General features: G+C 69.6%; 19 protein-coding genes. 11 read left to right on the top strand and 8 right to left on the bottom strand.

Annotated features, from left to right (window positions below; all coding sequences use genetic code 11):
- The first annotated feature begins 30 nt into the window (after positions 1-30).
- Positions 31-2,763 (top strand): phosphoenolpyruvate carboxylase, encoded by a 2,733-nt coding sequence (gene ppc / locus C5708_RS18095; RefSeq protein WP_242923269.1) that lies wholly within the window; start codon positions 31-33, stop codon positions 2,761-2,763.
- A 42-nt stretch (positions 2,764-2,805) separates the two neighbouring features.
- On the opposite strand, the gene C5708_RS18090 is transcribed toward ppc, so the two are convergent.
- Both C5708_RS18090 and C5708_RS18085 read right to left on the bottom strand, forming a co-directional pair.
- On the bottom strand, positions 2,806-3,972 hold the full coding sequence (locus C5708_RS18090; RefSeq protein WP_347567030.1) for an acyltransferase: 1,167 nt from the start codon (positions 3,970-3,972) through the stop codon (positions 2,806-2,808).
- Positions 3,969-4,445: an Lrp/AsnC family transcriptional regulator gene (locus C5708_RS18085; RefSeq protein WP_242923268.1), complete on the bottom strand. Its 477-nt coding sequence runs from the start codon at positions 4,443-4,445 to the stop codon at positions 3,969-3,971. The genes C5708_RS18090 and C5708_RS18085 overlap by 4 nt, the downstream gene beginning before the upstream one ends.
- A 119-nt stretch (positions 4,446-4,564) precedes the next feature.
- Between C5708_RS18085 and ald the strand changes: the two genes are divergently transcribed.
- From ald to C5708_RS18070, 3 genes are all read left to right on the top strand, one after another.
- A complete protein-coding gene (gene ald / locus C5708_RS18080) occupies positions 4,565-5,653 on the top strand; it encodes an alanine dehydrogenase (protein ID WP_242923267.1) in 1,089 nt (362 codons plus the stop codon).
- Positions 5,654-5,751: 98 nt separating this feature from the next.
- Positions 5,752-7,020 (top strand): cyclopropane-fatty-acyl-phospholipid synthase family protein, encoded by a 1,269-nt coding sequence (locus C5708_RS18075; protein ID WP_242923266.1) that lies wholly within the window; start codon positions 5,752-5,754, stop codon positions 7,018-7,020.
- Positions 7,021-7,096: 76 nt separating this feature from the next.
- The gene (locus C5708_RS18070; protein ID WP_242923264.1) at positions 7,097-8,122 is read left to right on the top strand and encodes a DUF4118 domain-containing protein; all 1,026 of its coding nucleotides are present in this window, start codon (positions 7,097-7,099) and stop codon (positions 8,120-8,122) included.
- 68 nt (positions 8,123-8,190) lie between these two features.
- Here the strand turns inward: C5708_RS18070 and C5708_RS18065 are convergent, their stop codons facing one another.
- Complete coding sequence (locus C5708_RS18065) at positions 8,191-9,531, bottom strand: porin (RefSeq protein ID WP_242923262.1); 1,341 nt, start codon at positions 9,529-9,531, stop codon at positions 8,191-8,193.
- A gap of 347 nt (positions 9,532-9,878) precedes the next feature.
- On the opposite strand from C5708_RS18065, the gene pstS reads away from it, so the two are divergent.
- Genes pstS through pstB form a run of 4 tightly spaced genes read left to right on the top strand, consistent with a single transcriptional unit; the run spans position 9,879 to position 13,584 of the window.
- Positions 9,879-10,919, top strand: coding sequence for a phosphate ABC transporter substrate-binding protein PstS (pstS, locus tag C5708_RS18060; protein WP_242923259.1), 1,041 nt, complete (start codon positions 9,879-9,881; stop codon positions 10,917-10,919).
- Between the two features lie 60 nt (positions 10,920-10,979).
- The gene (gene pstC / locus C5708_RS18055; protein ID WP_242923257.1) at positions 10,980-11,933 is read left to right on the top strand and encodes a phosphate ABC transporter permease subunit PstC; all 954 of its coding nucleotides are present in this window, start codon (positions 10,980-10,982) and stop codon (positions 11,931-11,933) included.
- 2 nt (positions 11,934-11,935) lie between these two features.
- The gene (gene pstA, locus C5708_RS18050; RefSeq protein WP_242923255.1) at positions 11,936-12,775 is read left to right on the top strand and encodes a phosphate ABC transporter permease PstA; all 840 of its coding nucleotides are present in this window, start codon (positions 11,936-11,938) and stop codon (positions 12,773-12,775) included.
- Positions 12,772-13,584, top strand: a complete 813-nt coding sequence (gene pstB / locus C5708_RS18045; RefSeq protein ID WP_242923253.1) for a phosphate ABC transporter ATP-binding protein PstB — start codon at positions 12,772-12,774, stop codon at positions 13,582-13,584. The genes pstA and pstB overlap by 4 nt, the downstream gene beginning before the upstream one ends.
- A 3-nt stretch (positions 13,585-13,587) precedes the next feature.
- Here pstB and C5708_RS18040 read toward each other — a convergent pair whose 3' ends face one another.
- Positions 13,588-14,850, bottom strand: coding sequence for an adenosylmethionine--8-amino-7-oxononanoate transaminase (locus C5708_RS18040; protein WP_242923251.1), 1,263 nt, complete (start codon positions 14,848-14,850; stop codon positions 13,588-13,590).
- Positions 14,851-14,928: 78 nt separating this feature from the next.
- Here C5708_RS18040 and C5708_RS18035 point away from each other — a divergent pair, with 78 nt between their 5' ends.
- Both C5708_RS18035 and bioD read left to right on the top strand, forming a co-directional pair.
- Positions 14,929-16,080: an aminotransferase class I/II-fold pyridoxal phosphate-dependent enzyme gene (locus C5708_RS18035; RefSeq protein WP_242923249.1), complete on the top strand. Its 1,152-nt coding sequence runs from the start codon at positions 14,929-14,931 to the stop codon at positions 16,078-16,080.
- A gap of 1 nt (position 16,081) precedes the next feature.
- Entirely contained in the window at positions 16,082-16,762 is a 681-nt protein-coding gene (bioD, locus tag C5708_RS18030; RefSeq protein ID WP_242923247.1) for a dethiobiotin synthase, read from the top strand.
- Here the strand turns inward: bioD and ybaK are convergent.
- On the bottom strand, positions 16,759-17,232 hold the full coding sequence (ybaK, locus tag C5708_RS18025) for a Cys-tRNA(Pro) deacylase (protein WP_242923245.1): 474 nt from the start codon (positions 17,230-17,232) through the stop codon (positions 16,759-16,761). The genes bioD and ybaK overlap by 4 nt on opposite strands.
- Before the next feature lie 304 nt (positions 17,233-17,536).
- Between ybaK and C5708_RS18020 the strand changes: the two genes are divergently transcribed.
- Positions 17,537-19,600: a HAMP domain-containing methyl-accepting chemotaxis protein gene (locus tag C5708_RS18020; RefSeq protein WP_242923243.1), complete on the top strand. Its 2,064-nt coding sequence runs from the start codon at positions 17,537-17,539 to the stop codon at positions 19,598-19,600.
- A gap of 126 nt (positions 19,601-19,726) precedes the next feature.
- On the opposite strand, the gene C5708_RS18015 is transcribed toward C5708_RS18020, so the two are convergent.
- The 3 genes from C5708_RS18015 to C5708_RS18005 all read right to left on the bottom strand — a co-directional run bounded on the left by C5708_RS18015 (position 19,727) and on the right by C5708_RS18005 (position 24,277).
- On the bottom strand, positions 19,727-21,313 hold the full coding sequence (locus C5708_RS18015; RefSeq protein WP_242923241.1) for a class I adenylate-forming enzyme family protein: 1,587 nt from the start codon (positions 21,311-21,313) through the stop codon (positions 19,727-19,729).
- 150 nt (positions 21,314-21,463) lie between these two features.
- The gene (locus tag C5708_RS18010; RefSeq protein WP_242923239.1) at positions 21,464-22,822 is read right to left on the bottom strand and encodes a TetR/AcrR family transcriptional regulator; all 1,359 of its coding nucleotides are present in this window, start codon (positions 22,820-22,822) and stop codon (positions 21,464-21,466) included.
- Positions 22,823-23,167: 345 nt separating this feature from the next.
- Positions 23,168-24,277: a DUF2817 domain-containing protein gene (locus C5708_RS18005; RefSeq protein ID WP_242923237.1), complete on the bottom strand. Its 1,110-nt coding sequence runs from the start codon at positions 24,275-24,277 to the stop codon at positions 23,168-23,170.
- Positions 24,278-24,337: the final 60 nt, after the last annotated feature.

The raw sequence follows: 24,337 nt of genomic DNA, 5'->3' as shown, positions 1-24,337 counted from the left end.
CGGGCTCGTGCGGTGAATGGAGGCGGTCTCATGTCGGCGTCCCTGGGTGTTGAGCGGGGCGCTGCGTCGGAGACCCCGACCAATCGCCACGTCCAGAAGAATGTCCGTCTGCTCGACAGCCTGCTGATCGAGGCCATGGGCGACCTGGACGGCCGCGTCGGCGTCGAACTGATCGCCCGGGTGCGGGACGCCGCCGTCGCGTCCGAAAGCGAGGGCGGCCAGGCGCTCGACCGGCTGTTGACCGGGCTTTCCACCGACCAGGCCGTCTATCTGGCCCGCGCCTTCGCTTGCCACGCCCTGCTGACCCAGATCGGCGAGGACGTCGCCGGCCGCCGCCGCCATGCCGAGTTCGAGCTGGATTCCCGCCCGGTGCGGCCCCAGACTCTGAGCGCGGCCGTCGACGCCCTGCTGCGCGACGGCGTGGGCAAGGGGGCGCTGCGCGAGGCCCTGGAGCGGATGAACCTGGTCGAGGTATTGACCGCGCACCCGACCGAGATGCGCCGCCGCAGCGTGGTCGACCGCGAATACGAGATCGCCCGCCTGTTGTCCCTGCGCCGGCACCATCTGCCGCGCGACATCGACACCCGGTTGCAGAACGAGCTGTACCGCGAGATCGCCATCCTGTGGCAGACTCGCCTGAACCGGCCGGAACGGATCACGGTCGACGACGAAATCCGCAACATGCTGTCGATCGTCGGCCGGTCGATCCTGCCGGCCATGGTCGAGCTCTATCAGAACTGGGCCGCCGCCATCGGGCCCGAGCTGGGCGAGGGCGAGGATTTCCCGAGCCTGCTGCGCATGGGCACCTGGATCGGCGGGGACCGCGACGGCCACCCCTATGTCGACGCCGAGCGGCTGCGCAACGCCCTGCGCGGCCAGGCGTGGCTGCTGTTCGGCTTCTACCGGCAGGAACTGGAGAAGCTGCAGCCGGACCTGTCGATCTCCAGCACCCTGGCGCCGGTGTCGGACGGGGTCCTGCGGCTGGCCGAGATGTCGGGCGACGATTCCGTCCATCGCGTCGACGAGCCTTACCGCCGGGCGGTGGTCGGCATCGAGCGGCGGCTGATGGCGACGGGCGCGCGGCTCTCCGGCGCGGCGCCGGCCGGTCCGTTCGAGCCCTACGCCTCGCCCGAGGCCTTCATCGCCGACCTGGAGACGATCCGCGCCTCGCTGGTCGCGCATGGCGGCCCGCGCCTGGTGGGCGCCACCCTGAAGAGCCTGATCCAGATGGCCCGGGGCTGCGGCTTCCATCTGCTGACCATCGACCTGCGCCAGAATTCGGACGTGCACGAACGGGTGGTGGCCGAGCTGTTCCGGCGTTCCGCCGGCGTCGATTACCTGGCCCTGGACGAGGACGCCCGCATCGCGCTGCTGGTCGGCGAGCTGGCGCACGAGCGGCCGTTGCGCTCGCCTTTCGCGGCCTATTCCGACGAGACGCGCAAGGAACTGGCGGTCGTCGACGCCGCGGCCGAGGCGGTGCGGCTGTTCGGGGCGCAGGCGCTGGGCGCCTATGTGGTCTCGAAATCGGCGTCGGTGTCCGACATCCTTGAGCCCTACCTGCTGCTCAAGGAAGCCGGCTTGCTGATGGCCGGGGCCAAGCCGGCCTCGACCCTGCGGGTCTCGCCATTGTTCGAAACCATCGAGGACCTTCAGGCGGCGCCGCAGATCATCGCGCGCTGGCTGTCGCTGCCGACGGCGCGCGAACTGCTCGGCGCCGAGCCGTTGCAGGAAGTCATGCTGGGCTATTCCGACTCCAACAAGGACGGCGGCTACGCCGCGTCCCGCCACGGCGTGATGGAGGGGGCCTCGGCGATCGCCGCCGAATGCCGCAAGGCCGGCGTCGCCGTGCAGTTCTTCCATGGCCGCGGCGGGTCGGTCGGACGCGGGGGCGGACCGGCGGCCGAGGCCGTGCAGGCCCAGCCGCCCGGCACCGTGGGCGGCCGCATACGCCTGACCGAGCAGGGCGAGATGATCGCCCGCAAGTTCGGCGACCAGCCGACGGCTCGCCGCAACCTCGACAGCCTGGCGGCGGCGGTGCTCTGGGCCAGCAACCGGCCCGCCGACGCTGTCGCCCTGGAGCCGCGCTTCGACGCCGCCATGCTGACCGCCGCCCGGGAGTCGTTCGCGGCCTATCGCGCCCTGGTTTATGACGATCCGGCGTTCGAGGATTTCTTCTGGGCGGCCACGCCGATCGCCGAGATCGCCGACCTCAAGATCGGCAGTCGGCCGGCCTCGCGGAAGGCGAGCCGGCGGATCGAGGACCTGCGCGCCATTCCCTGGGTGTTCAGCTGGTCGCAGGCCCGCTTCATGCTGCCGGGCTGGTACGGTTTCGCCTCGGGCGTGCGGCGCGCCGGGCTGTCGAGCGCGTTGCTGCAAGAGATGGCCGGCGGCTGGGACTTCTTCGCCTCCCTGCTGTCGAACATGGAGCTGGCCCTGGCCCAGAGCAACATGGGCATCGCCGAACGCTACGCCGCGCTGGCGCCCGACAAGGCCGCCGCCCGCCGCATCTTCGGCGCGATCCGCCAGGAATGGGAGGAGGCCGCCGCCCTCGTGTTGTCCCTGCGCGGCGGCGCGCAACTGCTCGACGGTCAGCCGGAGCTGGCGGAATCGGTGGCGCTCAACGCCCGCTATGTCGATCCCCTCAATCACCTCCAGCTCGAGCTGCTGGCGCGGCGGCGCGGCGGCGACCAGAGCGAGGGCGTGCGGTTGGGGGTGCAGCTGACCGTCAACGGCATCGCGGCCGGGCTGCGCAACACCGGCTGAGACGCAAGGGCGTTCCAGCCTTGGCGTGACCGTCGAGGCCGATCAGGCCGCCGCCGCCGCCCGTCCGCCGCGCGAGAAGGGGACCCCGTAGCGGCGCATGATCTCGCGGGCGGGCCGCTCGACCAGATGGTGCGCCGCCATCGCCACCGGCAGGGCGCCGGCGCAGAGGACCAGCCACGCGGCCAGGGGCAGCTTGTCGGGGTCGAGGTGCAGGCCCCGGTTGACCAGGCCGCCGAACACCAGCTCCCAGGGGATGCACACCATGTAGAGGGCGAAGCTGACTTCGCCGAGATAGACCCAGGTCTTCGAGGTCAGCAGACGCGAGCCGTTGGAGGCCATGCCGGCCAGGCTGGCGATCAGCAGGCCGAAGGTCGCGGTGGTCGCCCAGTCCGGCGCGCCGAAGTGGGTGAGCGCGACCACGGCCGCCGCCGCCGCGCCGGCGCAGGCGATCGACGCCGCGCGCTGCTTGAACACGCCCGAGCGCCACAGCAGGTAGATCGCGCAGCCGTAGGCGAAGCACGGCACGATGCGCAGCGCGCCCCAGGTGATGGTGGCGCGGGTCAGCGACTCGCCGGTCAGGCCGCCGTAGATTTCATAGAGGCCGACCACCAGGGCCAGGGCCAGGCCGACCGCCAGGCGCGGCCGGTCGCGCAGCCGCCACGCCGCCCAGGCGAAGACGGGGAAGGTCAGATAGGCGAACCATTCGGCCGAGATCGACCACGAGGGATGGTTCCAGCCGCCGTCGGGCGACAGGCCCCAGGCCTGGGTCAGGGTGACCTGGGCCGGCAGCGATCGCCACATGGCCACGTGGTCGCCGATGTCTAGGCCGAGCACGGCGGCGGCCAGCATCAGCAGGACGAGGCCGCCGAGCACGGCGATGTGCACCGGATAGATGCGGGCCAGCCGCGCCCACAGGAACGACGGATAGCTCTGCTGCTTTTCGCCGAACGCCTGCAGATAGACGTGGCTGAGGATGAAGCCGGAGAGGACGAAGAACAGCTCGACGCCGAGATAGCCCTTCTCCAGAACCGCCGGGCGCGCCAGGCCGAGATGCGGCCAGTAGTGATAGCCCACCACCCAGACGGCGGCGAAGAAGCGCAAGGCGGTCAGCTGCTTGAGGTTCTGCGGCATGGTCGAGGTCCCGTCGTCCGATCCGTTTTGGCACGGATCGGGTTCGGCTTCGCAAGTCTCGTGCCCGGTCTCGCTCAACGGATCGGAAGCTCCGCGCGCTTGATCACCTGGCGCATGGCGATGCTGGACGTGACGCGGGCCACGCCGGTCAGCCGGGTCAGGCGGGTGGAATGGATACGCTCCAGGTCGTCGATGTCGCGGGCGACCACCCGGACGAGATAGTCGGCGGACCCGGTCATCAGATAGCACTCCATGACCTCGGGCACGGCGGCAATCTCGGTTTCGAAGGTGCGCAGCGCCGCCTCCGACTGGCCGTTCAGGGTGATGGTGATGAAGACGTTCAGCGGCAGGCCGACCGCCTGCTGGTTGATGACCGCCGCATAGCGCTCGATGGCGCCGTTGGCCTCCAGCAGCCGCACGCGGCGCAGGCAGGCCGACTCCGACATGCTGGCGTCCCTCGCCAGTTCGGCGTTGGTGGCCCGGCCGTCCCGCTGCAGGCTGCGCAGCAGCGTCAGATCGGTTCTGTCGAAATTGCTCGCAGATTTCGTCATGGATTCCAAATTCGCGCAGAAATCTTGCGAAATCCCTCTGGCTCTTATCGCTCTTAGGCGAACATCGCAATCTCAGGCCGCCTAGCCTGCCGCTTACGCAACGACAAGCGGAGGCGAGGATGCGCATCGGGGTTCCCAAAGAGATCAAGACGCTGGAGTTCCGCGTGGCGGCGACGCCGGGCATCGTCCGGCAGCTGGTTCGCGACGGCCATGAGGTGTTCGTCGAGACCGCCGCCGGCGCGGGCATCGGCCAATCCGACGCGGCCTATGTCGAGGCGGGCGCGACGGTGCTGCCGACGGCTGACGCCGTGTTCGAAGCCGCCGAGATGATCGTCAAGGTCAAGGAGCCGCAGGCGGTCGAGATCGCGCGGCTGAAGCCGCACCATATCCTGTTCACCTACCTGCACCTGGCGGCCGACCTGGAGCAGACCAAGGGCCTGATGGCCTCGGGCTGCACGGCCATCGCCTATGAGACCATCGTCGACCGCAAGGGCCGCCTGCCGTTGCTGGCGCCGATGAGCCAGGTGGCCGGCCGCATGGCCGTCGACGTCGGCGCGGTGCAGCTGCTGCGCCCGGCGGGCGGGCGCGGCCTGCTGCTGGGCGGCGCGCCGGGCGTTCCGCCGGCCAAGGTCGTCATCCTGGGCGGCGGCGTCGCCGGCAAGCACGCGGCGGAAATGGCCATCGGCCACCGCGCCGACGTCACCCTGTTCGACATCTCCGCTCCGCGCCTGGAAGAGCTGGACGACCAGTTCGGCGGCCGCCTGAAGACGGTCTATTCCACGCCCGACGCGGTGACCGAAGCGGTCCACGGCGCCGATCTGGTCATCGGCTGCGTGCTGATCCCCGGCGCCGCCGCGCCCAAGCTGGTCAGCCGCGCCGACCTCGCGCGCATGAAGCCGGGCGCGGTGCTAGTCGATGTCGCCATCGACCAGGGCGGCTGCTTCGAGACCAGCAAGCCGACCACCCACGCCGACCCGACCTATGTCGTCGACGGCATCATCCACTATTGCGTGGCCAACATGCCGGGCGCCGCACCGCTGACCTCGGCCTACGCCCTGGGCGCGGCCACGGCGCCCTATATCTCGGCCCTGGCCAACAAGGGCGTCGAGAAGGCCTTCGCCGACGATCCCGGCTTCGCCGCCGGCCTCAACATCCAGGGCGGCCGCGTCACTTACGCCGCCGTGGCCGAGTCTCTGAACCTCGGCTGATCCCGGGCGGGATCGAAGAGTCGCCGCCGCAACCGTTGCGGCGGCGATTCCATTGGCGCTACCCTCTACAAGACGAAAACCGCCGAGGGAGCCCGGCCATGCTGGCGTCGCGTCTGTTGCAGCGCGCCCTGACCCCGATGGTGACGACTGGCGCGCTGGTCGTCATCGCCGCCGACGGCGAGCGTCTGGAGTTCGGCGACGGCGCCGAGCCCAGGGCGACGGCCCGTTTCCACGACGCGGCGGCGCAATGGGCGGTCCTGCTCGATCCGGACCTCAAGACCGGCGAGATGTTCACCGACGGCCGCCTGACCATCGAGCAGGGCACGGTCTACGACTTCCTGGCGCTCGTCCTGCAGAACAGCCTGGACGCCGAGGACCCCTGGTTCATCAAGCTCCTGGACCGCTGGCGCATGGGATTGTCGCGCTGGCGTCAGCGTAACCTGGCGGGCCGGTCGCGCCGCAACGTCGCGCACCACTACGACCTGGGCGACGACCTCTACGCGCTGTTCCTGGATCCGGACTGGCAATATTCCTGCGCCTATTTCGAGCATCCCGGCCAGAGCCTCGCCGACGCCCAGCTGGCCAAGAAGCGCCATGTCGCCGCCAAGCTGGCGCTGCGCCCCGGCGACCGGGTGCTCGACATCGGCTGCGGCTGGGGCGGCATGGCCTGTTATCTGGCCGAAACGGCCCAGGCGGGCGAGGTGGTCGGCGTCACCCTGTCGGAAGAACAGATCGCCGCCGCCCGCGAACGCACGGCGGCGCGCGGGCTCGACGGGCGGGTGTCGTTCCAGCTCCAGGACTATCGGGCGGTGCAGGGGCGGTTCGACCGCATCGTCTCGGTGGGCATGTTCGAGCATGTCGGCCTGGCCTTCTACGAGACCTTCTTCAAGACTTGCCGCCGACTGCTGGCCGACGACGGGGTGATGCTGCTGCACACCATCGGCACCTCGGATGAGCCGTGCCTGACCAATCCGTGGGTGACCAAGCACATTTTCCCAGGCGGGCACCTGCCGTCGCTTTCCGACATCGTCTCCGCCGTCGAGCGCAACGGGCTGACGATCACCGACGTCGAGGTCCTGCGGCTGCACTACGCCGACACGCTGCGGGCCTGGCGCGAGGCCTTCATGGCCCGGAGGGCGCAGGCGTCGGCCTTGTTCGACGAGCGGTTCTGCCGGATGTGGGAGTTCTATCTGGCGCTGTCGGAGGCCGCCTTCCGGCATCAGGACATCGTCGTCTTCCAGCTGCAGATCGCCCGGCGGCCCACGGCCGCGCCGCTGACGCGGGACTACATCGCGGCCGCCGAGGCGGAATTGCGCGAACGCGAAGGCGCGGCGGGCGAAATATCGCCGCGCGCCGCGACGGCTTGAGGGGTTTGCAGCGTATAAGGCCACGCGGCGACGGTCCGGGGATGGGGCGCGCCGCGTTTTGTGAAAGGACTGCGCCATGCCGGGCCAAGGCTGGCTGAAAGGCCACCATCGCTATGTCGCCGCCCTGCTGTTGGTCGGCGCGGCGTTCGCCGTGCGCTGGGCGCTGGCGCCGGTGTTCGCCGGCAGCTTCATCTTCTCGACCTTCTATCCGGTCATCGTGATCACCGCCTATTTCGCCGGCGCCCGGCCGGCGGCGCTGGCGGCCGTCCTTTCGGGAGCGCTGGCGATCTGGGCTTTCGCGCCGCCGGCGTTCTCGCTGATCGTCGGGGCGCAGGCGCTGATCTCGCTGGGTTTCTTCGCGGTGACCTGCGCGGTCGACATCTATTTTATCACCGGCATGACCCGGGCGTTGCAGCAGTTCCGCAGCGAGCGATCCCGCGCCGAGGTGCTGGCCGAGGGACACGCCAACCTGTTCCGGGAGTTCAACGAGCGGGCCACCAACCACCTGCAGCTCGTCGCCGCCCTGTTGCAGCGGCAGGCCAACGACGTCTACGACCGCAGCTATTCCCAGGCCCTGACCGAGGCGTCCAAGCGGACGCTGATGATCTCGCGCATCCATCGCAGCATGTACGGCGAAAGCGACCGCGCCACCGACTTCGCCGTGTTCGCCAGGCAGCTTCTCGAAAGCTGCCTGGGGGCCGCCGAGCATCGGCCGGTCGAGGTTCTGGTCGAGGACCACGGCGTCGCGCTGCCGTCGGATCAGGCCGCCTCTCTGGCGGTGCTGCTGTTCGAGTGTTTCCGCAGCGCGCTCCAGCGCCTGCCGCGGGCGGGCAAGGGCAGCGTCCGCGTCGCCCTGACGGCCGAGGGCGACGACTACCGGCTGGTGCTGGCGAGCGGCCGGGTCGACATGGCCGGAGCCTTCCAGGACGACCTGGGCCGCCAGATCGTCGCGGCGATGACCGACCAGCTGCAGGGCCGCTTCGACGTGCGGGAAGCCGACGGCGGCCTGGTCTTCGAGATCGTCTTCCCGAAGACCCGCCGCGGCGCGGAGGCGGCGCCGGCCTGGAATTTCCGCGGGCTCGCCTCGTCGACCGTCCACTGACCCCCCCCTGAACGAAGAAGGGCCGCCCTCGCGGGCGGCCCTTCCATGCGTCGCGAGGACGGCGTCGATCAGTAGCGGAGCTGACCGAACACGCCGATTTCGTCGTAGGTGCCCTTGTTGACGCCGCCGATCGCGCCGTTCGAGGTGCTGACCGTGCCGTTGTCGACGGAGTCACGCTTGTAGACGAGCGAGAAGTCGACGTTCTTGTAGGGGCTGTAGCTGGCGCCGATGTTGAAATAGTCGTCCTTCAGCGAGGACGCCTGATCCTTCTTCGGCTTCACCCAGTCATAGCGGCCGAACACGCCGATCTGATCGGTGAAGTTGTACGAGCCGAACACGCCATAGCCTTCCGACTTGTCGGCGGCGGCGGTGGTGACGTTGTTCCAGTCGCTGGCCGAGAAGTACTCGGCGCCGACGCGGAACTTGTTGGTCGTGTAGGCGGCCAGGGCGTCGAAGCGTTCGGCGGTGTGGTAGGTGAGCGCGCCCTGGGTGTCCTTGCCCAGCTTGCCGGTGTAGCCGCCGACGGCCAGCACGACGTTGTCGAACTTCAGGTTGACCCGGCCTTCGACGTCCATGCCCTTCGAGCGGAGCGGGGCCTTGTAGCCGGCGCCGTCCACGACCGACAGGGCGTAGTTCAGGTGGCCGTCGAAGAACTTGCCCGAGGCGTGCACGCCCCAGTCGGCCGAGGTGCCGAACTTGGTGCGGTCGATCAGGACGTTTTCAACGTAGCGATAGCCGTAGAGGTCTTCGACGAACGGCACCCAGGGCAGGTCGGCCGAACCGACCCTTACGACCAGGGCGTCGGACAGCTTGGCCTGCAGATAGGCCTTCTTGATGAACAGCTGGGTCTCGCCGTCGGCGGCGATGTAGTTGAAGTCGGTGGTGACGTTGGCCGAGAACACGTCGTTGAACTTGTGATCAACGCCGATATAGAAGCGCTTCACGTCGAGGCCGAAGCCGCTGGGCGCGACCTTCTTGCCGTCCGACTTCTGTTCGACGTTGCTGAGGTTGTAGAACATCCGGCCGCTGACGCTGGTGTTGTCGGCCCAGCTCGGCTTGGCTTTGGGCAGGGCGCTGACCGCGCTGCTGACCTGGGTCGGGATGGTCTTGATCGAAGCGTCGGCCTGAGCCTGAACCTGTTGAACCTGGGTGGCGGCGGCCTGGGCCTGGACCTGGGCCTGCTGCGCCTGCGCCTGGGTTTGCTGCTGGGCGGATTCCTGGGCGTTCAGCCGGTCGGTCAACGCCTGGACCTGCTTGCGCAGTTCGCGGATCTCTTCGGACTGGGCGCTGGCGGCGGGGCGAGGGCGCGCCTTGTGCTTGACGGTCTTGGCGTCGGCCGGCGCTGCGAAGCAGGCGACGACCATCGCTCCGAGCGCCGCTCCGCCGAGCAGCGTCATCTGGTTCTTCATTGGTAACCCCTCGATTCGACCCCATCTCCTGCGGATGGGGATTGAGGCGGCTGTTAGTCCAGATTTGTGACAGAGCGCCCTCGAATTGATGACGCTATCGGCTCAGTCTTATGACGTTTTAGTGTCGGCCCAGTCTTGACCGCCGGCGGTGCGCGGCCTTGCTCAGAGTCAAGGCGGCGAAAGCGCGCGGCCGCTTCGGCGCCTATTATAATGTGTAGGTGGCCGGAGCGTCGGGGCGCTGGGGCGGGGCGGCGAGGAACTCGGGTGTCATATCCCTGTTACAGTCCTTGCCTACTGAGGCCTCTACGACGGGGGGAACCGCCGTCGGCTGATTGGAGCCTAAGCACATGCTGAAGAAACTCGCGGTCGCCCTCGGCGCGGCCCTGCTTGTCGGGGGCGCGGCGCAGGCCGCCGACCTGTCCGGCGCCGGCGCGACCTTCCCCGCGCCCGTCTACGCCAAGTGGGCGGAAACCTATAAGGCGCAAACCGGCGTCGGCCTGAACTACCAGGCGATCGGTTCGGGCGGCGGCATCAAGCAGATCAAGGCCAAGACCGTCGATTTCGGCGCTTCGGACAAGCCGCTCAAGGCCGACGACCTCAACGCCTCGGGCCTGATGCAATTCCCGACCGTCATCGGCGGCGTCGTGCCGGTGATGAACCTGCCGGGCGTGCAGCCGGGCCAGGTCAAGCTGACCGGCGCCGTGCTGGCCGACATCTACCTTGGCGAGATCAAGAAGTGGGCCGACCCGCGCATCGCCAACCTGAACAAGGGCGTCAAGCTCCCCAACCTGCCGATCACCGTCGTTCACCGTTCGGACGGCTCGGGCACCAGCTTCCTGTTCACCAGCTACCTGGCCATGAAGAGCCCGGCCTGGCAGCAGAAGGTCGGCGCCAATGACGCCGTCGAATGGCCGACCGGCATCGGCGGCAAGGGCAACGACGGCGTCGCCGCCTTCGTCAAGCAGACCGCCGGCTCGATCGGCTACGTCGAATACGCCTACGCCAAGCAGAACAAGCTGACCTACGCCCAGCTGCAGAACAAGAACGGCCAGTTCGTCGCCCCGCAGGCCGCGAACTTCGCCGCCGCCGCCGCCGGCGGCGACTGGAGCAAGGCTCCGGGCTTCTACCTGCTGCTGCTCGACCAGCCGGGCGCCAAGTCCTGGCCGATCACTGGCGCGACCTTCATTCTGGTCTATAAGCAACAGGCGAACGCCGCCACCGGCAAGGGCGTGCTGAGCTTCTTCGACTGGGCTTACAAGAATGGCGACGGCGCGGCCGGCAACCTCGACTACGTGCCGCTGCCCGCCGCGGTCAAAGGCCTCGTCCGCAAGGCCTGGACCGCCCAGGTCAAGGGTCCGGACGGCAAGCCCGTCTACGCTTCGCGCTAAGCGAATTTGCATAAGGGGAGGGCGCGGGGACGTAAAACGTCTCCGCGCCTAAACTGATTCATGACCGACGCCGTCTCAGATCTGTCACGCGCAATTCCGAAGGGAACCTCCCTCGACACGCCGTTCCGGCTGTTGTGCGGGGCGGCCGCGACCTTGCTGCTCGTCGCCCTCGGCGGCGTGCTGGTGTCGCTGGCCATCGGCGGCTGGCCCGCTTTCCACAAGTTCGGTTTCGCCTTCTTCACCACCTCGCACTGGAACCCGGTGACGGACGTCTACGGCGCCGCCGGCCCCATCGTCGGGACCATCGTCTCGGCGATCCTGGCCCTGGCCATGTCGCTGCCGGTGGCCTTCGGCGTGGCGGTGTTCCTCACCGAGTTCTGCCCGCCGATCCTGCGCAAGCCCATCGGCGTCGCCGTCGAGCTGCTGGCCGGCGTGCCGTCGATCGTCTACGGCATGTGGGGCCTGTTCGTCTTCGCGCCGTTCTTCGCCGAGAAGGTGCAGATCCCGCTGATGTCCGCGGCCCCGCCCGGCAGCATCTGGGAGACCCTCACCTCGGGCATTCCCAACGGCTCGGGCGTGCTCAGCGCCTCGATCATCCTGGCCATCATGATTTTGCCGTACATGGCGGCCATGTTCAGGGTGCTGTTCCACAACACGCCGCCGCCTTTGCGTGAAAGCGCCTACGCTCTTGGCGCGACCCCGCTCGAGGTCGTCATGTCGGTGACCCTTCCCCATGTGCGCCGCAGCGCCGTGGGCGCCGTCATGCTGGGGCTGGGGCGCGCGCTGGGCGAGACCATGGCGGTGACCTTCATCATCGGCAACGCGCACGGCTTCCCGAAGTCGCTGTTCGATTCCGGATCGACCATCGCCTCGACCATCGCCAACGAGTTCGCCGAGGCCACCAGCGACATGCACACCTCGGCCCTCGTCGCCCTGGGCTTCGTGCTGTTCCTCATCACCTTCAGCGTGCTGGCCATCGCCCGCGCGCTGCTCGGCTCGGCCAAGGAGGTCTGATCGTGGATATCAAGCGCATCAGCCGCACCCTGGCCAACACCGTCTTCATCGGCTTCTGCTTCCTGGTGACCTTCATCGCCCTGGCCGCGCTGGCGGCGATCCTGTGGTCGCTGATCGGGCAGGGCTTCAAGGGCATCGACCTCAACGTCTTCACCAAGGACACCCCGGCGCCCGGCTCGACCGGCGGCCTGCGCAACGCCATCCTCGGCTCGCTGATGCTGTGCGGCTTCGCCATGCTCGGGGCGGCGGTGGTCGGCGTGCTGGCCGGCACCTGGCTGTCGGAGTACGGCAAGGAAAGTCCCTACGCCCGCGTCGTCCGCTTCATGAACGACGTGTTGCTCTCCGCCCCGTCGATCCTGGTCGGTCTGTTCGTCTACGAGCTGATGGTGCGGCCGCTGCACGGGTTCTCCGGGTTCGCGGGCGCCGTCGCCCTGGCCCTGATCGCCGCGCCCGTGGTCACCCGCGCCACCGAAGACGTGCTCAATCTCCAGCCGACGGCGCTGCGCGAGGCCGGCATCGCCCTCGGCGCGCCCCGCTGGGTGACGATCCGCAAGGTCATCTGGCGCTCCGCCGGCGGCGGCCTGCTCACCGGCCTGATGCTGGCCTTCGCCCGCATCAGCGGCGAGACCGCGCCCCTGCTGTTCACGGCGCTGAACAACCAGTTCTTCAACTGGAACATGACCAAACCGATGTCCAATCTGCCGGTCGTGATCTTCAACTATGCGCTGACCCCCTATGACGACTGGCGGCGGCTGGCCTGGGTCGGCGCCCTGCTGATCACCGTGGCCGTCCTGGCCGTCAACACGCTCGTGCGCGCGATCTCTTCTGAGGGCGACAAATGACCACCTCCCTCCAATCCGTGGAAAAGGCCCTGATCGTCGAGGCGCCCGCCGCCGAGACCATCAAGCTCGAAACCCAGGACCTCAGCTTCTACTACGGCGACCACAAGTCGCTGCACGAGGTCTCGATCCCGTTCGCCGACAAGGCGGTCACGGCCCTGATCGGGCCGTCGGGCTGCGGCAAGTCGACCCTGCTGCGGGCGCTGAACCGCATCTACAACCTCTATCCCGGGCACCGGGCCGAGGGGCAGATCATCCTCGACGGCAAGGACATCCTGGCGCGCGGCGCCGACATCGCCGGGTTGCGCACCAAGGTCGGCATGGTGTTCCAGAAGCCGACGCCGTTCCCGATGTCGATCTACGACAACGTGGCGTTCGGGGTCCGGCTGTACGAGAACATCTCGAAGGCCGAACTCGACAACCGCGTCGAGGAGGCCCTGCGCCGCGCCGCCCTGTGGGACGAGGTCAAGGACAAGCTCAAGCGCCCCGGCACCGGCCTGTCGGGCGGCCAGCAACAGCGGCTGTGCGTCGCCCGCGGCGTCGCGGTGCGCCCCGAGGTCCTGCTGCTCGACGAGCCGGCCTCGGCGCTGGACCCGATCTCCACCGCCAAGCTGGAAGAGACCATCACCCAGCTCAAGCAGGACCACACCATCGTCATCGTCACCCACAACATGGGCCAGGCGGCGCGGATCAGCGACTATACGGCCTTCATGTACCTAGGCCGGCTGGTCGAGTTCGGCCGCACCGAGCAGGTGTTCACCACCCCGCGCGCCAAGCGCACCCAGGACTACGTCACTGGCCGCTTCGGCTGATCCTCAGCCGGCCAGGACCTTGCGGATCGCGCCGACGAGGGCCTTCAGGTCCTCGTCGGTGATGACGAACGCCGGGGTCAGATAGACGATGCGGCCGAAGGGGCGAATCCAGACTCCTTCGGCCACGAACCTGTCGGACAGCGCCGCGTCGACGGGGCGGTCCATCTCCACGACGCCCATCGCGCCCAGGACCCTGACATCGCGCACGCCGGGCAGCGCGCGGCACGGCTCCAGCCCTTCGCGCAAGGCCTGGGCCAGCTTCTCGACCTGTCCGCGCCAGTCGCCGCGCTCGAACAGGTCGAGAGAGGCCGCCGCCGCGGCGCAGGCCAGCGGATTGCCCATGTAGGTGGGGCCGTGCATCAGGGCGGCGCCGGCGTCGTCCGACCAGAACGCCTCGAACACCTTGCGGCTGGCGACCGCCGCCGACAGCGGCAAGGTCCCGCCGGTCAGCGCCTTGGACAGGGTGACGATGTCGGGTTCGACGCCGGCCTGCTCCATGGCGAACAGGGTTCCCGTCCGCCCGAAGCCGGTGAAGATCTCGTCGAAGATGAGCAGGATGTCGTGCCGGTCGGCGAGCCGGCGCAGCCGGCGCAGGGTTTCGGGCGTATGCAGAAGCATGCCGCCGGCCCCCTGGATCAGCGGCTCGACGATCATGGCCGCGATTTCGCCGCCGCTGGCGGCCAGGAAGTCGTCGAGGGCCGCCTCGCTCGCCGCGTCGACGGGCAGGGGGCGGACGTGCTGCGCCGGCGTCACGCCGCTGAACAGCGCGTGCATGCCCTCCTCGGGGTCGCACACGCTCATCGTCGCCAGGGTGTCGCCGTGATAGCCGCCGAGGAACGACAGGAAGCGCTTCCGGCCGCCGACGCCTTTGTTGATCCAGAATTGCAAGGCCATCTTCATGGCGATCTCGACCGCGACCGAACCGGACTCGGCGAAGAAGACGTGATCCAGCTCGCCGGGCAGCAGGGCGGCCAGCCGCGCGGCCAGGCGATAGGCCGGCTCGTGCGCCAGTCCGCCGAACATCATGTGCGGGGCGCGGTCGAGCTGCTCGCGGACGGCTGCGGCGATGTGCGGATGATTGTAGCCGTGGCAGGCCGTCCACCACGAGGCCACCCCGTCGACCAGTTCGCGACCGTCCTCCAGGATCAGCCGGCAGCCCTGGGTGCGGGCGACGGCCAGCGGCGCCGGGGCGGTCTTCATCTGGCAATAGGGCCGCCAGACGTGACGTGCGCCGACGCTCAGCCAGTCCGGCGTTTCGGTCGTCATCAGGAATCCTCCGTTGCACCCGCGCCGCGTCTTGCTATGCGGTGCGCGCTTCTTCCGCAAACGGAACCCTTTCCCGACATGGACAGCCTGCAAGCCTTCGCCGAAGCCAAGCTCGCCGCGCTGGAGGCCAAGAGCCTCAAGCGCACCCTGGTCGAGACCCGGAGGCTGGACGGGCTGTGGATCGAGCGGGACGGGCGCAGGCTGCTGTCCTTCTCCTGCAACGACTATCTGAACCTGTCGCATCACCCGGCGCTCAAGGCCGCCGCCGTCGCCGCCGTCGAGGCGCATGGGACCGGGGCCGGGGCCTCTCGGTTGGTGACCGGCGACCATCCGGTCGTCGAGCGGCTGGAGGCGCGGCTGGCGGCGTTCAAGAACACCAAGGCGGCGTGCGTGTTCGGCTCGGGCTACCTGGCCAATACCGGGGTCATCCCCACTTTCGTCGGGCCGGGTGATCTGGTGCTGGTCGACGAACTGGCGCACGCCTGCATCTGGGCGGGGGCCAAGCTGTCGGGAGCCGAGGCGGCCGCCTTCCGCCACAACGACCTCGCCCATCTGGCCGACCTCCTGGCGACGCGACGGGCTGGCGCCGGGAAGGTGCTGGTGGCCACCGACGGCGTATTCTCCATGGACGGCGACATCGCCCCGCTCGACCAGCTCTCGGACCTGTGCGCCGCGCATGACGCCTGGTTGCTCAGCGACGACGCCCACGGGGTCGGCGTGGTCGGCGGCGGCCGGGGCAGCGCCGCTCTGTTCCCTACCGCGCGCATTCCCTTCCAGATCGGCACCCTGTCCAAGGCGCTCGGCGGTTACGGCGGCTATCTTTGCGCCTCCAAGGCGGTGGTGGACCTGGTCAAGACGCGGGCCCGCACCTTCGTCTATTCCACCGGCATGCCGCCGGCCGTGGCGGCCTCGGCCCTGGCCGCTCTCGACCTGATCGAAGCGGACCCCGCCCTCTGCGCGGCGCCGATCGCCAAGGCCCGGCTGTTCACCCGCCTGGCCGGTCTGCCCGAGGCGCAAAGCGCCGTCGTCCCCGTGATCCTGGGGGAGGCCGACGCGACGCTCGCGGCGTCCCGCCGTCTGGCCGAGGCCGGCTTCTCGGTGGTGGCCATCCGGCCGCCGACGGTGCCCGTCGGGACCGCCCGGTTGCGCATCGCCTTTAGCGCCGGCCACCCGGACGACGAGATCGCGCGGCTGGCCGCCGAGGTCGTCCGGTTGCGGGAGGCGGGCTGACATGACCGTCATCGCGATCGCCGGGGCCGGCACCGACATCGGCAAGACCTATGTCGCCGCCGGCCTGATCCGCGCCTTGCGCCGCCGGGGTCACGCCGTCGAGGCGCTGAAGCCGGTGGTCAGCGGCATCGAGGACGACCAGCCGCAAGGCAGCGACCCGGCCCGCCTGATCGCGGCGCTCGGCGCGCCCCTGACCCCCGAAAGCCTGGCGCGCATGTCGCCGTTCCGTTACCGCGCGCCGCTGTCCCCGCCCTTGGCCGCATGGCTGGAAGGCCGCGTCCTCCGGTTCGAAGCCGTGCTGGCCTGCTGCCGCGAGCGCGCCGCCGGGACCTCGGGCCTGCTGCTGATCGAGATGGCTGGCGGGGTGATGTCGCCCCTCGACGACAGCCGCACCGGGCTCGACCTGCTGGAGGCGCTGGGCGCGCCGGTCCTTCTGGTCTCGGGCGCCTATCTGGGCGCGATCAGCCACGGCCTGACGGCGCTGGAGACCCTGCGCGGGCGGGGGCTGTCGGTCGCCGCGATGGTGGTGAGCGAAAGCCCCGGCGACAACCCGCCGTTCGAGGAGACGGTGTCGGCGTTTCGCGGGTTCGGCGGCGGCGTTCCGGTGGTCGCCGCGCCCCGGCGGCCTGAACAGGACTGGGACGCCGACGACCTGGCGCGCCTGCTGACGCCCGCGGGCTAGGCGATCACCGCCGCCGCGACGGCGTCCAGCGCTGTCAGGAGGTCGCGGGGGGCGATGCGGATCTGCAGGCCGCGTTGGCCGCCGTTGACGAACACCCAGTCCAGGTCGAGCGCCGTCTCCTCGACGAAGGCGGGCGCGCGACGCTTCTGGCCGAACGGGCTGACGCCGCCGACCTTGTAGCCGGTGACGCGCTCGGCGTCGGCGGGCTTCATCATCTGGGCCGCCTTGCCGCCGGCGGCCGCCGCCAGCCGCTTCATGCTGACCTCGCGATCCGAGGGCAGCACCACGCAGGCCGGCTTGCCGTCGATCTCGACCATCAACGTCTTCAGCATCCGGCCCGGCGGGCAGCCCAGGGCCTCGGCCGCCTGCAGCCCGACCCTGTCGGCCGTGGGGTCGTAGACGTAGGTGTGCAGTTCGAACGCGATCCCGGCCTTGGCCAGGGCGGCCGTCGCGGGCGTGCTCTTGGACATGGCGCCTGCATAGCGCGCCGGGGCCGCGGATTGAAGGCGCGCCGTCGCCCGACCGCGCGCGGGCATCCGGGGCGGCGGCGAGCGAGGCCGGCTTTCGCCGTTGCGACAAAACGTCCCTGCTGAAAGCGGCGACGGCCCGGTTAAGCATATCGCCGCTAGAAAAACAGCTCTCGGGTGCAATCTGAAATGGATCTTGATAGCGATTTGCTTGTCTGTTCTTGAGCGCGTCGGAATGATTACTGATGAAATAGAAATTTGTTAATTCGGCTCCGGCAGCGTCGCGACGTCAATCGAGGACGCCGCCATGAAATTCATCAACTCGCGACTGTCGTTCGGGGCGCGGCTGGCCCTGCTGGCCCTGCTGTTCGCGGCGCCCTGCGCCTTGCTGAGCGGCTTGTTCGTCCACCAAAGCTGGAAGGACATCGCCTTCGCCGAGCGCGAGGTCTCCGGCGTGCGCTACATCGAAGCCCTCTGGCCGGTCCTCAACGCCGCGGCCCACGACCGCGACGACGGCGCCGCGATGGAGCGGTTCAAAGGGGTGGCGTCGCGCGAGGACGCGGTCTTCAAGTCGGCCGAGGCCTCGGCGGCCCTGACCGGGGCGTCCACGCCGCAGGAGCGCCTGCGGGCGGGCGTGGCCCTGGTCGACAAGGTCGCCGACGCCTCCAACCTGACGCTCGATCCGGACCTCGACAGCTTCTACGTGATGGACGCGGTCACCGCGCGCCTGCCGGCCATGGCGCGGGCGGTGTCCGAGGTGGCGTCCTCGGCCTCGGGGCAGGGGGACGAGGCGGCGCGCATCGCCCGCGCCGCCGCCGCCATCGACCGCATGACCTCGGCCGAAGCCGGGGCCCAAAGCGACCTCGCCTCGGCCATGGACTACAACACCGCCGGCGACACCCGCCGCGCGCTGAAACCCTGGCTGGCGCCCCTGGACACGGCCGTCGGCGAGCTGAAGGCCCAGGCCCAGGGCGGCCTGACCCTGGGCGGCTCGGCCGGCGACCTGTCGGTGAAGCGCGATACGGCCCAGGCGGCGTTGGGCGAGGCCTGGACGCGGGCCGACGGCGAGTTGCTGCGCCTCCTGCAGGCGCGGATCGAGCATCTGATCCGAACCCTGGCCGCCAATCTCGGGATCGTGGCGGCGTGCCTGTTGGCGGCGGGGCTCATGGCCTGGACCATCGCCCGCGCCCTGACCGGGCGGATTTCGGACCTCGTGGGCGCGATGGAGGCGATCGCCGGCGGCGACCTGTCGGTGAACGTGCCCCATCTCGCCGACCGCAACGAGACCGGGCGGATCGCTGCCGGGGTCGAGACCTTCAAGTCCGCGTCCATAGCCAAGGTTGAGCTGGAGGCCGAAAGCGCTCGCCGGCAGCAGCTAACCGAGACCGAGCGGGCGGAGAGCGAGGCCGAGCGGGCCAGGGTTTCGGCCGAGCAGTCGGTGGTGGTCGACTCCCTCGCCAGCGCGCTGCGGCGACTGGCCGACGGCGACCTGACCGGCCGTATCGAGCACGCCTTCGCGTCGCAGTACGAGCGCCTGCGCGCCGACTTCAATGCGGCCGTCGTCCAGCTGGAGGAGACGGTGCAGATCATCGCCGCCAACGTGTCGGCCATCGACAGCGGCGCGCGCGAGATCTCGGCCGCCGCCGACGACCTGTCGCGGCGCACGGAGACCCAGGCGGCCAGCCTGGAGGAAACGGCCGCCGCCGTGGACGAGCTGACGGCGACGGTGCGCAAGACCGCCCAGGGCGCGGGCGAGGCGGCGCAGGTGGTGAGCGCCTCCAAGGCCCAGGCGGAGGCTTCCAACGCCGTGGTGAACAGCACCGTGACGGCGATGACCCAGATCGCCGACAGCTCGGCCCAGATCAATCAGATCATCGGGGTGATCGACGAGATCGCCTTCCAGACCAATCTCCTGGCCCTCAACGCCGGGGTCGAGGCGGCGCGGGCCGGCGACGCCGGCAAGGGCTTCGCGGTGGTCGCCTCCGAGGTGCGGGCCCTGGCCCAGCGTTCGGCCGAGGCCGCCAAGGAGATCAAGTCGCTGATCTCGGCCTCGGCCGACCAGGTGGCGCAGGGCGTCGACCTTGTCGGCCGCACGGGGGAGGTGTTGCGCCAGATCGCCCGCGAGGTCAGCAGCATCGACGGGCTGATGCGCGAGATCTCGGCCTCGACCCGCGAGCAGTCGACCGGCCTCAGCGAGGTGAACGTCGCCATCAACCAGGTCGATCAGGTCACCCAGCAGAACGCGGCCATGGTCGAGCAGACCACCGCGGCCAGCCACGCCCTGGCCGGACAGGCCCGGACGCTGGCGCAGTTGGTCGGCCGATTCAAGGTCGGCGCTGTGGCGGCGGGGCGCTCACCCCTGGCCGCCTGACGCCGCCGTTCAGCCGTTCGGGGCGGTTCAGGGTGACGGTCGCCAGACCGTCCTTCAGCTGCCAGCACGGTTCGCATGGACAGGCTCCGGGGCGTCGCCGGCGGGCCGGCGCGCTTCTTCCTGACGTCAGTCGGCTTCGACGGCGCGCGCGGCGCGCTCGCGCAGGGCGACCTTGTCGACCTTGCCGATCGGCAGCAGCGGCAGCTCCGGCTCGACGAAGAACCTCTTGGGGACCTTGTAGTTGGCCAGCCTGGCGCGGCACCATTCGGCCAGGTCGCCCGGCTCGGCCGCCGCGTTCAGCGTCACATAGGCGACGCCGACCTCCTGCCACAGGGGGTCGGGCGCGGCGACCACGGCGGCGAGGGCCACGGCGGGGTGCTCCTCGATGGCGGCCTCGACCTCGCGGGGATACACGTTGTAGCCGCCAGACTTGTACATCTCCTTCAGCCTGCCGACGATGCGGTAGCGGCCGTCGGGGCGGCGCACGGCGAGGTCGCCGGTCCGGAAGAAGCCGTCCGGCGTGAAGGCCGCCGCCGTCGTTTCGGGCTGCCGCCAGTAGCCCGAGAACAGGTAGGGCGACCGGGCGACGATCTCGCCCCCTTCGCCGTCGGCGACGTCGTGGCCGTCGGCGTCGATGAGCCGGACCTCGACCTCGGGGAACGGAAAGCCCACCGACTGCAGCAGGACGTCGCGGTCGACGGTCGGCTCGACGATGGTGATCGCCAGGGCTTCGGTCAGCGAATAGTTGGTGGCCAGGCGGGGGGCGACGGCCGCCAGCCGCTCCAGGGTGTCGGAGGGAATGGCCGCGCCTTCCCAGACCGCCAGTTGCAGGCTCGACTGGTCGACCGTGTCGAACTCGGGCAGGGCGGCCTGCAGGGCGAAGACGCTGGGCACCGAGAAGGCGGCGGTCAGTCGCTCCGTCTCGATGGCGCGCACCGACGCGGCCGCATCGAACTGCTCCATGAAGGCGATGGTTCCGCCGGCCGTCAGGCAGGGGGTCGACAGGTCGACCACGCAGCCGATGTGGTTGATCGGCAGGAAGTTGAGCACGCGCAGCGGCTCCACCGGCCAGAGGCGGTTCTGAACCAGGCTGAAGGCGATGATCGCGGCCTGATCGAGCAGGGCTCCCTTCGGCTTGCCGGTGCTGCCAGAGGTGTAGACGATCAGGCACGGATCGCGGCCGCCGCAGGCGTCGCGGCGGGCGGCCAGGTCCGCGTCGCTGACCCCCCGGCCCGCCTCCAGGAAGGCCGCGAAGCTGTCCGCGCCGGACAGGGCGGGTTCGTCGGCGAACAGCACCACGCGGGCCGGCAGGACGCCTTCGGCGCTCAGTTCGAGCAGGTCGTCCTTATAGTCCCGATCCTCGATGCGTGTGCGGGTCAGCAACAGCGCCGGAGCGGAATCGCGCAGGACGTGGGCGAGTTCCTGTCGCCGGTAGCGTGGATTGAGGCCGACCCAGATCGCCCCGATCGTCGTGGCGGCGAGGAAGCTGACGAAAAAGTCGGGGTGCGGGGTCTGAAGCGTGGCGACGCGGTCGCCCTTGCCGACGCCCGCCGCCATGAAGGCCTTGGCCAGGTCGTTGATCGCCGCGTCGAGGCCGGCGTAGCTGACCCGGCGCTCCCCTAGCACCAGGGCTTCGGCGTCCGGCGTGCGCCGGGCGTGCCAGGCCGCATAGTCGGCGATGCGGGGCAGTTCGGGCGGGGGCTCGCGCAGCAAGGCGTTCTCCAACGTCGCGGATCAAGAATTCATAGTCATACCTCATATTCATAAAATGACGATCATGACAAGCACCGTTCAGGGCGTCGGCGACAGCGGTTCTGCCTAAGGGGGCGGCATGTCGCGGGGTGAGTCGCCCCGTCGGAAGGCTTAGACCTGGACGGATGGGTTCCTGGCGAGCAGGGCGCGATGCCAGATCAGCGCCAGCAGGCGGGCGGCCTGGTCCGGCGCGGCTCGCAGGTCCTCGAACTCGTCGTAGCGCAGCGAATAGATGTCGTAGAGGAAGCGGTCGGTCATGGCCAGGAAGGCGAAGGCGGCGATGTCCTTGCGCGCGGGGATCGCGCCGTCGCAGAGGCTTTCCAGCTTTTCGGCGAGCGTCGTCGCCCAGCCGCCGCGGACCTGCTGGTAGTAGGCGCCGAAATCGGCGTCGACCTCTTCGAGGTGATAGAGGGTCTTCATCAGGGCTCGCGAGGCCGAGAAAGCGTCGACGAAGACGGCGTTCAGGGCGAGCAGGGAGGCGAAGGCGGCGTCGCCGGGCCTGATCTCGACCCGCTCCAGCGCCAGGGTGATGTCGGCCAGCCGTTCGGACACGATCGACAGCACCAGTTCGCGCTTGTCCTTGTAGTGATGGTAGATCGCGCCCCGGGTCAGGCCGCTGGCCTCCTCGATGTCGGAAAGCCGCAGCTCCTCGTAGCCGCTGGTGTCGAGCAGGGTCAGGGTCGCCTGCCGCATCCTCTGCAGGGTCAGCTGGGAATCCTTGCGGCGTCCGGTCGGATCGGTGACGAAGGGCGCGCCCGCCTCGGCGAGGCCTTCGCCCGCGGGGGCGGGGTCCGGATCGGGAGCGGTGGAGGGCGGAGGGTCGCTCAGGAACAGCGCGCGGTGACGCAGGCGCAGGACCGCATAGACCAACTGTTCCGCCGACAGGCCCAGTCCAGGGTCCCTGCCGGTGAAGCGCCGGAAGATCACGTTCTCAGTCATCGACACCAGGGCCAGCAGGGCGGGGCGCAGCAGGGCGACGGGCAGGTCGCTGCCGGGGCGCACGGCCGCGAGCGCCAGGATGTGGCTGTCCAGGAAGCCCTTGGTGTGCTCCCAGAAGGCGCTGGCGAAGGCCGGGACGCTGGTGTCGTAGGTGAAGTAGCAGCCCAGAAGGCCGCGGTCGGACTTATAGAGGCCGGCGTGCGACAGGTGCAGCGCCAGCTCGCGCTCCCAGAAGCTCGGCAGGTCGCGCGCCGCCGGTATCGCGGCGAGATAGTTGTCGAGGAGCCGTTCGAGCAGCTCCACCGTCGCTTCGGGCTTGCCGGCGAAGTAGCGATAGAACGAGCCCGTGGGGACGCCGGCCTCGGCGACGACCTGGCTGATGGTGGTCCCGTGATAGCCTTGGCTGTTAAGCACCCGCTTAAGCGCGGCCAGGATCGCCTCGCGGGTCTGTCGCCCCTTCGCCGTTTTGGGAGCGCTCGGTTGGGGTCGGTCGGGGACCATCACGGCGTCGAGACCGATGCTCTCTGTCATGCGACCGGGCTAGCATAGCCGGGCGACGGGCTCAATTCAGAAGCCTCGCCAGAAATTATGAATATGCGGTATGGATACGAAAATCGGAATGCAGACCCGCCGACCAAGCGGCGGGCGTCCTAGGGAGGGTGCGGTGGTTCGCGGCGGCTGTCTCAAGAAGACTATCCGGCCCGGTCGATTTGGGGGCGGCTTCCCCGACGGCCTCGGCGGCGGCAGCGGCGTCGCTTCGGTCCCGAGACGCTATGGAACTATGAGGCGGGCCTGAAGGCGACGCTGCTCGAGCGCCGCGCGCCTATGGCGTCGAACTGAAGCACCGGTTCTAGGCCGGAAGGCTGGCCGTGGCTGTCAGGCTCCTGCCAGGCCCGCCAGCGCCTGGTCGAGGACCTGGCGGCCACGGTTCAGCACGGCGCGACGCCAGGGCGTGTCCGAGGGGGCGAGGCAGGCCTTGATCTCGGCCAGCGTCCCGGCCGCCTCGGGGGCGTCGAGGCTGGAGAAGGTCGCCAGCCGGAAGCGGTCGACCATGGATTGGCCCACACGCTCGATGGGTTCGGTGCCGAACTCCAGGGCGGCGGCGGTCACGCGGGCCTCGGGGGCCATCTGCGGGGCCGCGGCGACCAGGGTGCCCTGCGGAGTCCACGGAAAATCGGCGGAGGGAATCTGGATGGTGTCGCCCCACCAGGCCCTGGCCCGGGCGTTCGCCTCCGGCGTCTGGCGGATCGCCAGCATGACGCCCGCGCCGCGGTCGCCGAACCCGGTGTGGACGTCGACTAGGGCGAGGTCGGCCACCCCGCGCGCCGCCTCGGCGATGACCGCCCTCACGGCGGTGTTCGACCAGGCCGGCTCGCGGCCGGCGAAGTTGAACCGTCCGGGGCGGTGGTACTGGCCGTCGGCGCCGGCGTGCAGATACTGGGAAAGGCCGTGGCGCTCGACGTACTGGCGGGCCTTGAGCTCGGCGGCCTCGCGCAACGGGCCGGAAACCTCCGGGCACATGAAGACGTCGTCCAGCTCGTCATAGAGCGGGTTGTGGGGAAGCGGCCCGTCGAAATCGACGAAGTTGCGGTTCAGGTCGACGCCGCCCTCGGTCTCGACGCTGGTCCAGGCCATGCCGTAGGGGTTGGCCGCGTGGATGCAGAGCACGGCCTGGCCAGGGGCCGGGCGCAGCCGGCGCAGGGCGTCGACCTGGATCGCCGAGCCGGCGTACCCCTCCACCCCGTGGACGCCCGAGATCACCACCAGGAGCTTGTCCGCGCCGGGCTCGCCGAGCCGGGCCGTATCCATCGAGAGCGGCTCGCCAGCCGGCCCGACGCCGGGGCACGGCAGGGTCTCGACCTGGGCCCCGGCCGACCGCGCCGCGGCGAGGAACTTGTCCCGCGCTTCGAAATAGTCGTCGGCGCAGGCCGCGGCCACCTCGTCCGCAGAGGGGGCGTGGGCGTTCGAAGTGTGAGGCGACGTCATGTTGATGGCTTCTCATGGGCGCATTGTGACATGTCACACGATTGGCCGTCGGCGATAAGT

Source organism: Caulobacter sp. CCUG 60055, assembly GCF_022750545.1.
Classification (GTDB): domain Bacteria; phylum Pseudomonadota; class Alphaproteobacteria; order Caulobacterales; family Caulobacteraceae; genus PUIC01.
Note: the sequence above shows the minus strand (reverse complement) of the source record. Positions and strands in the feature narration are given on the sequence as shown.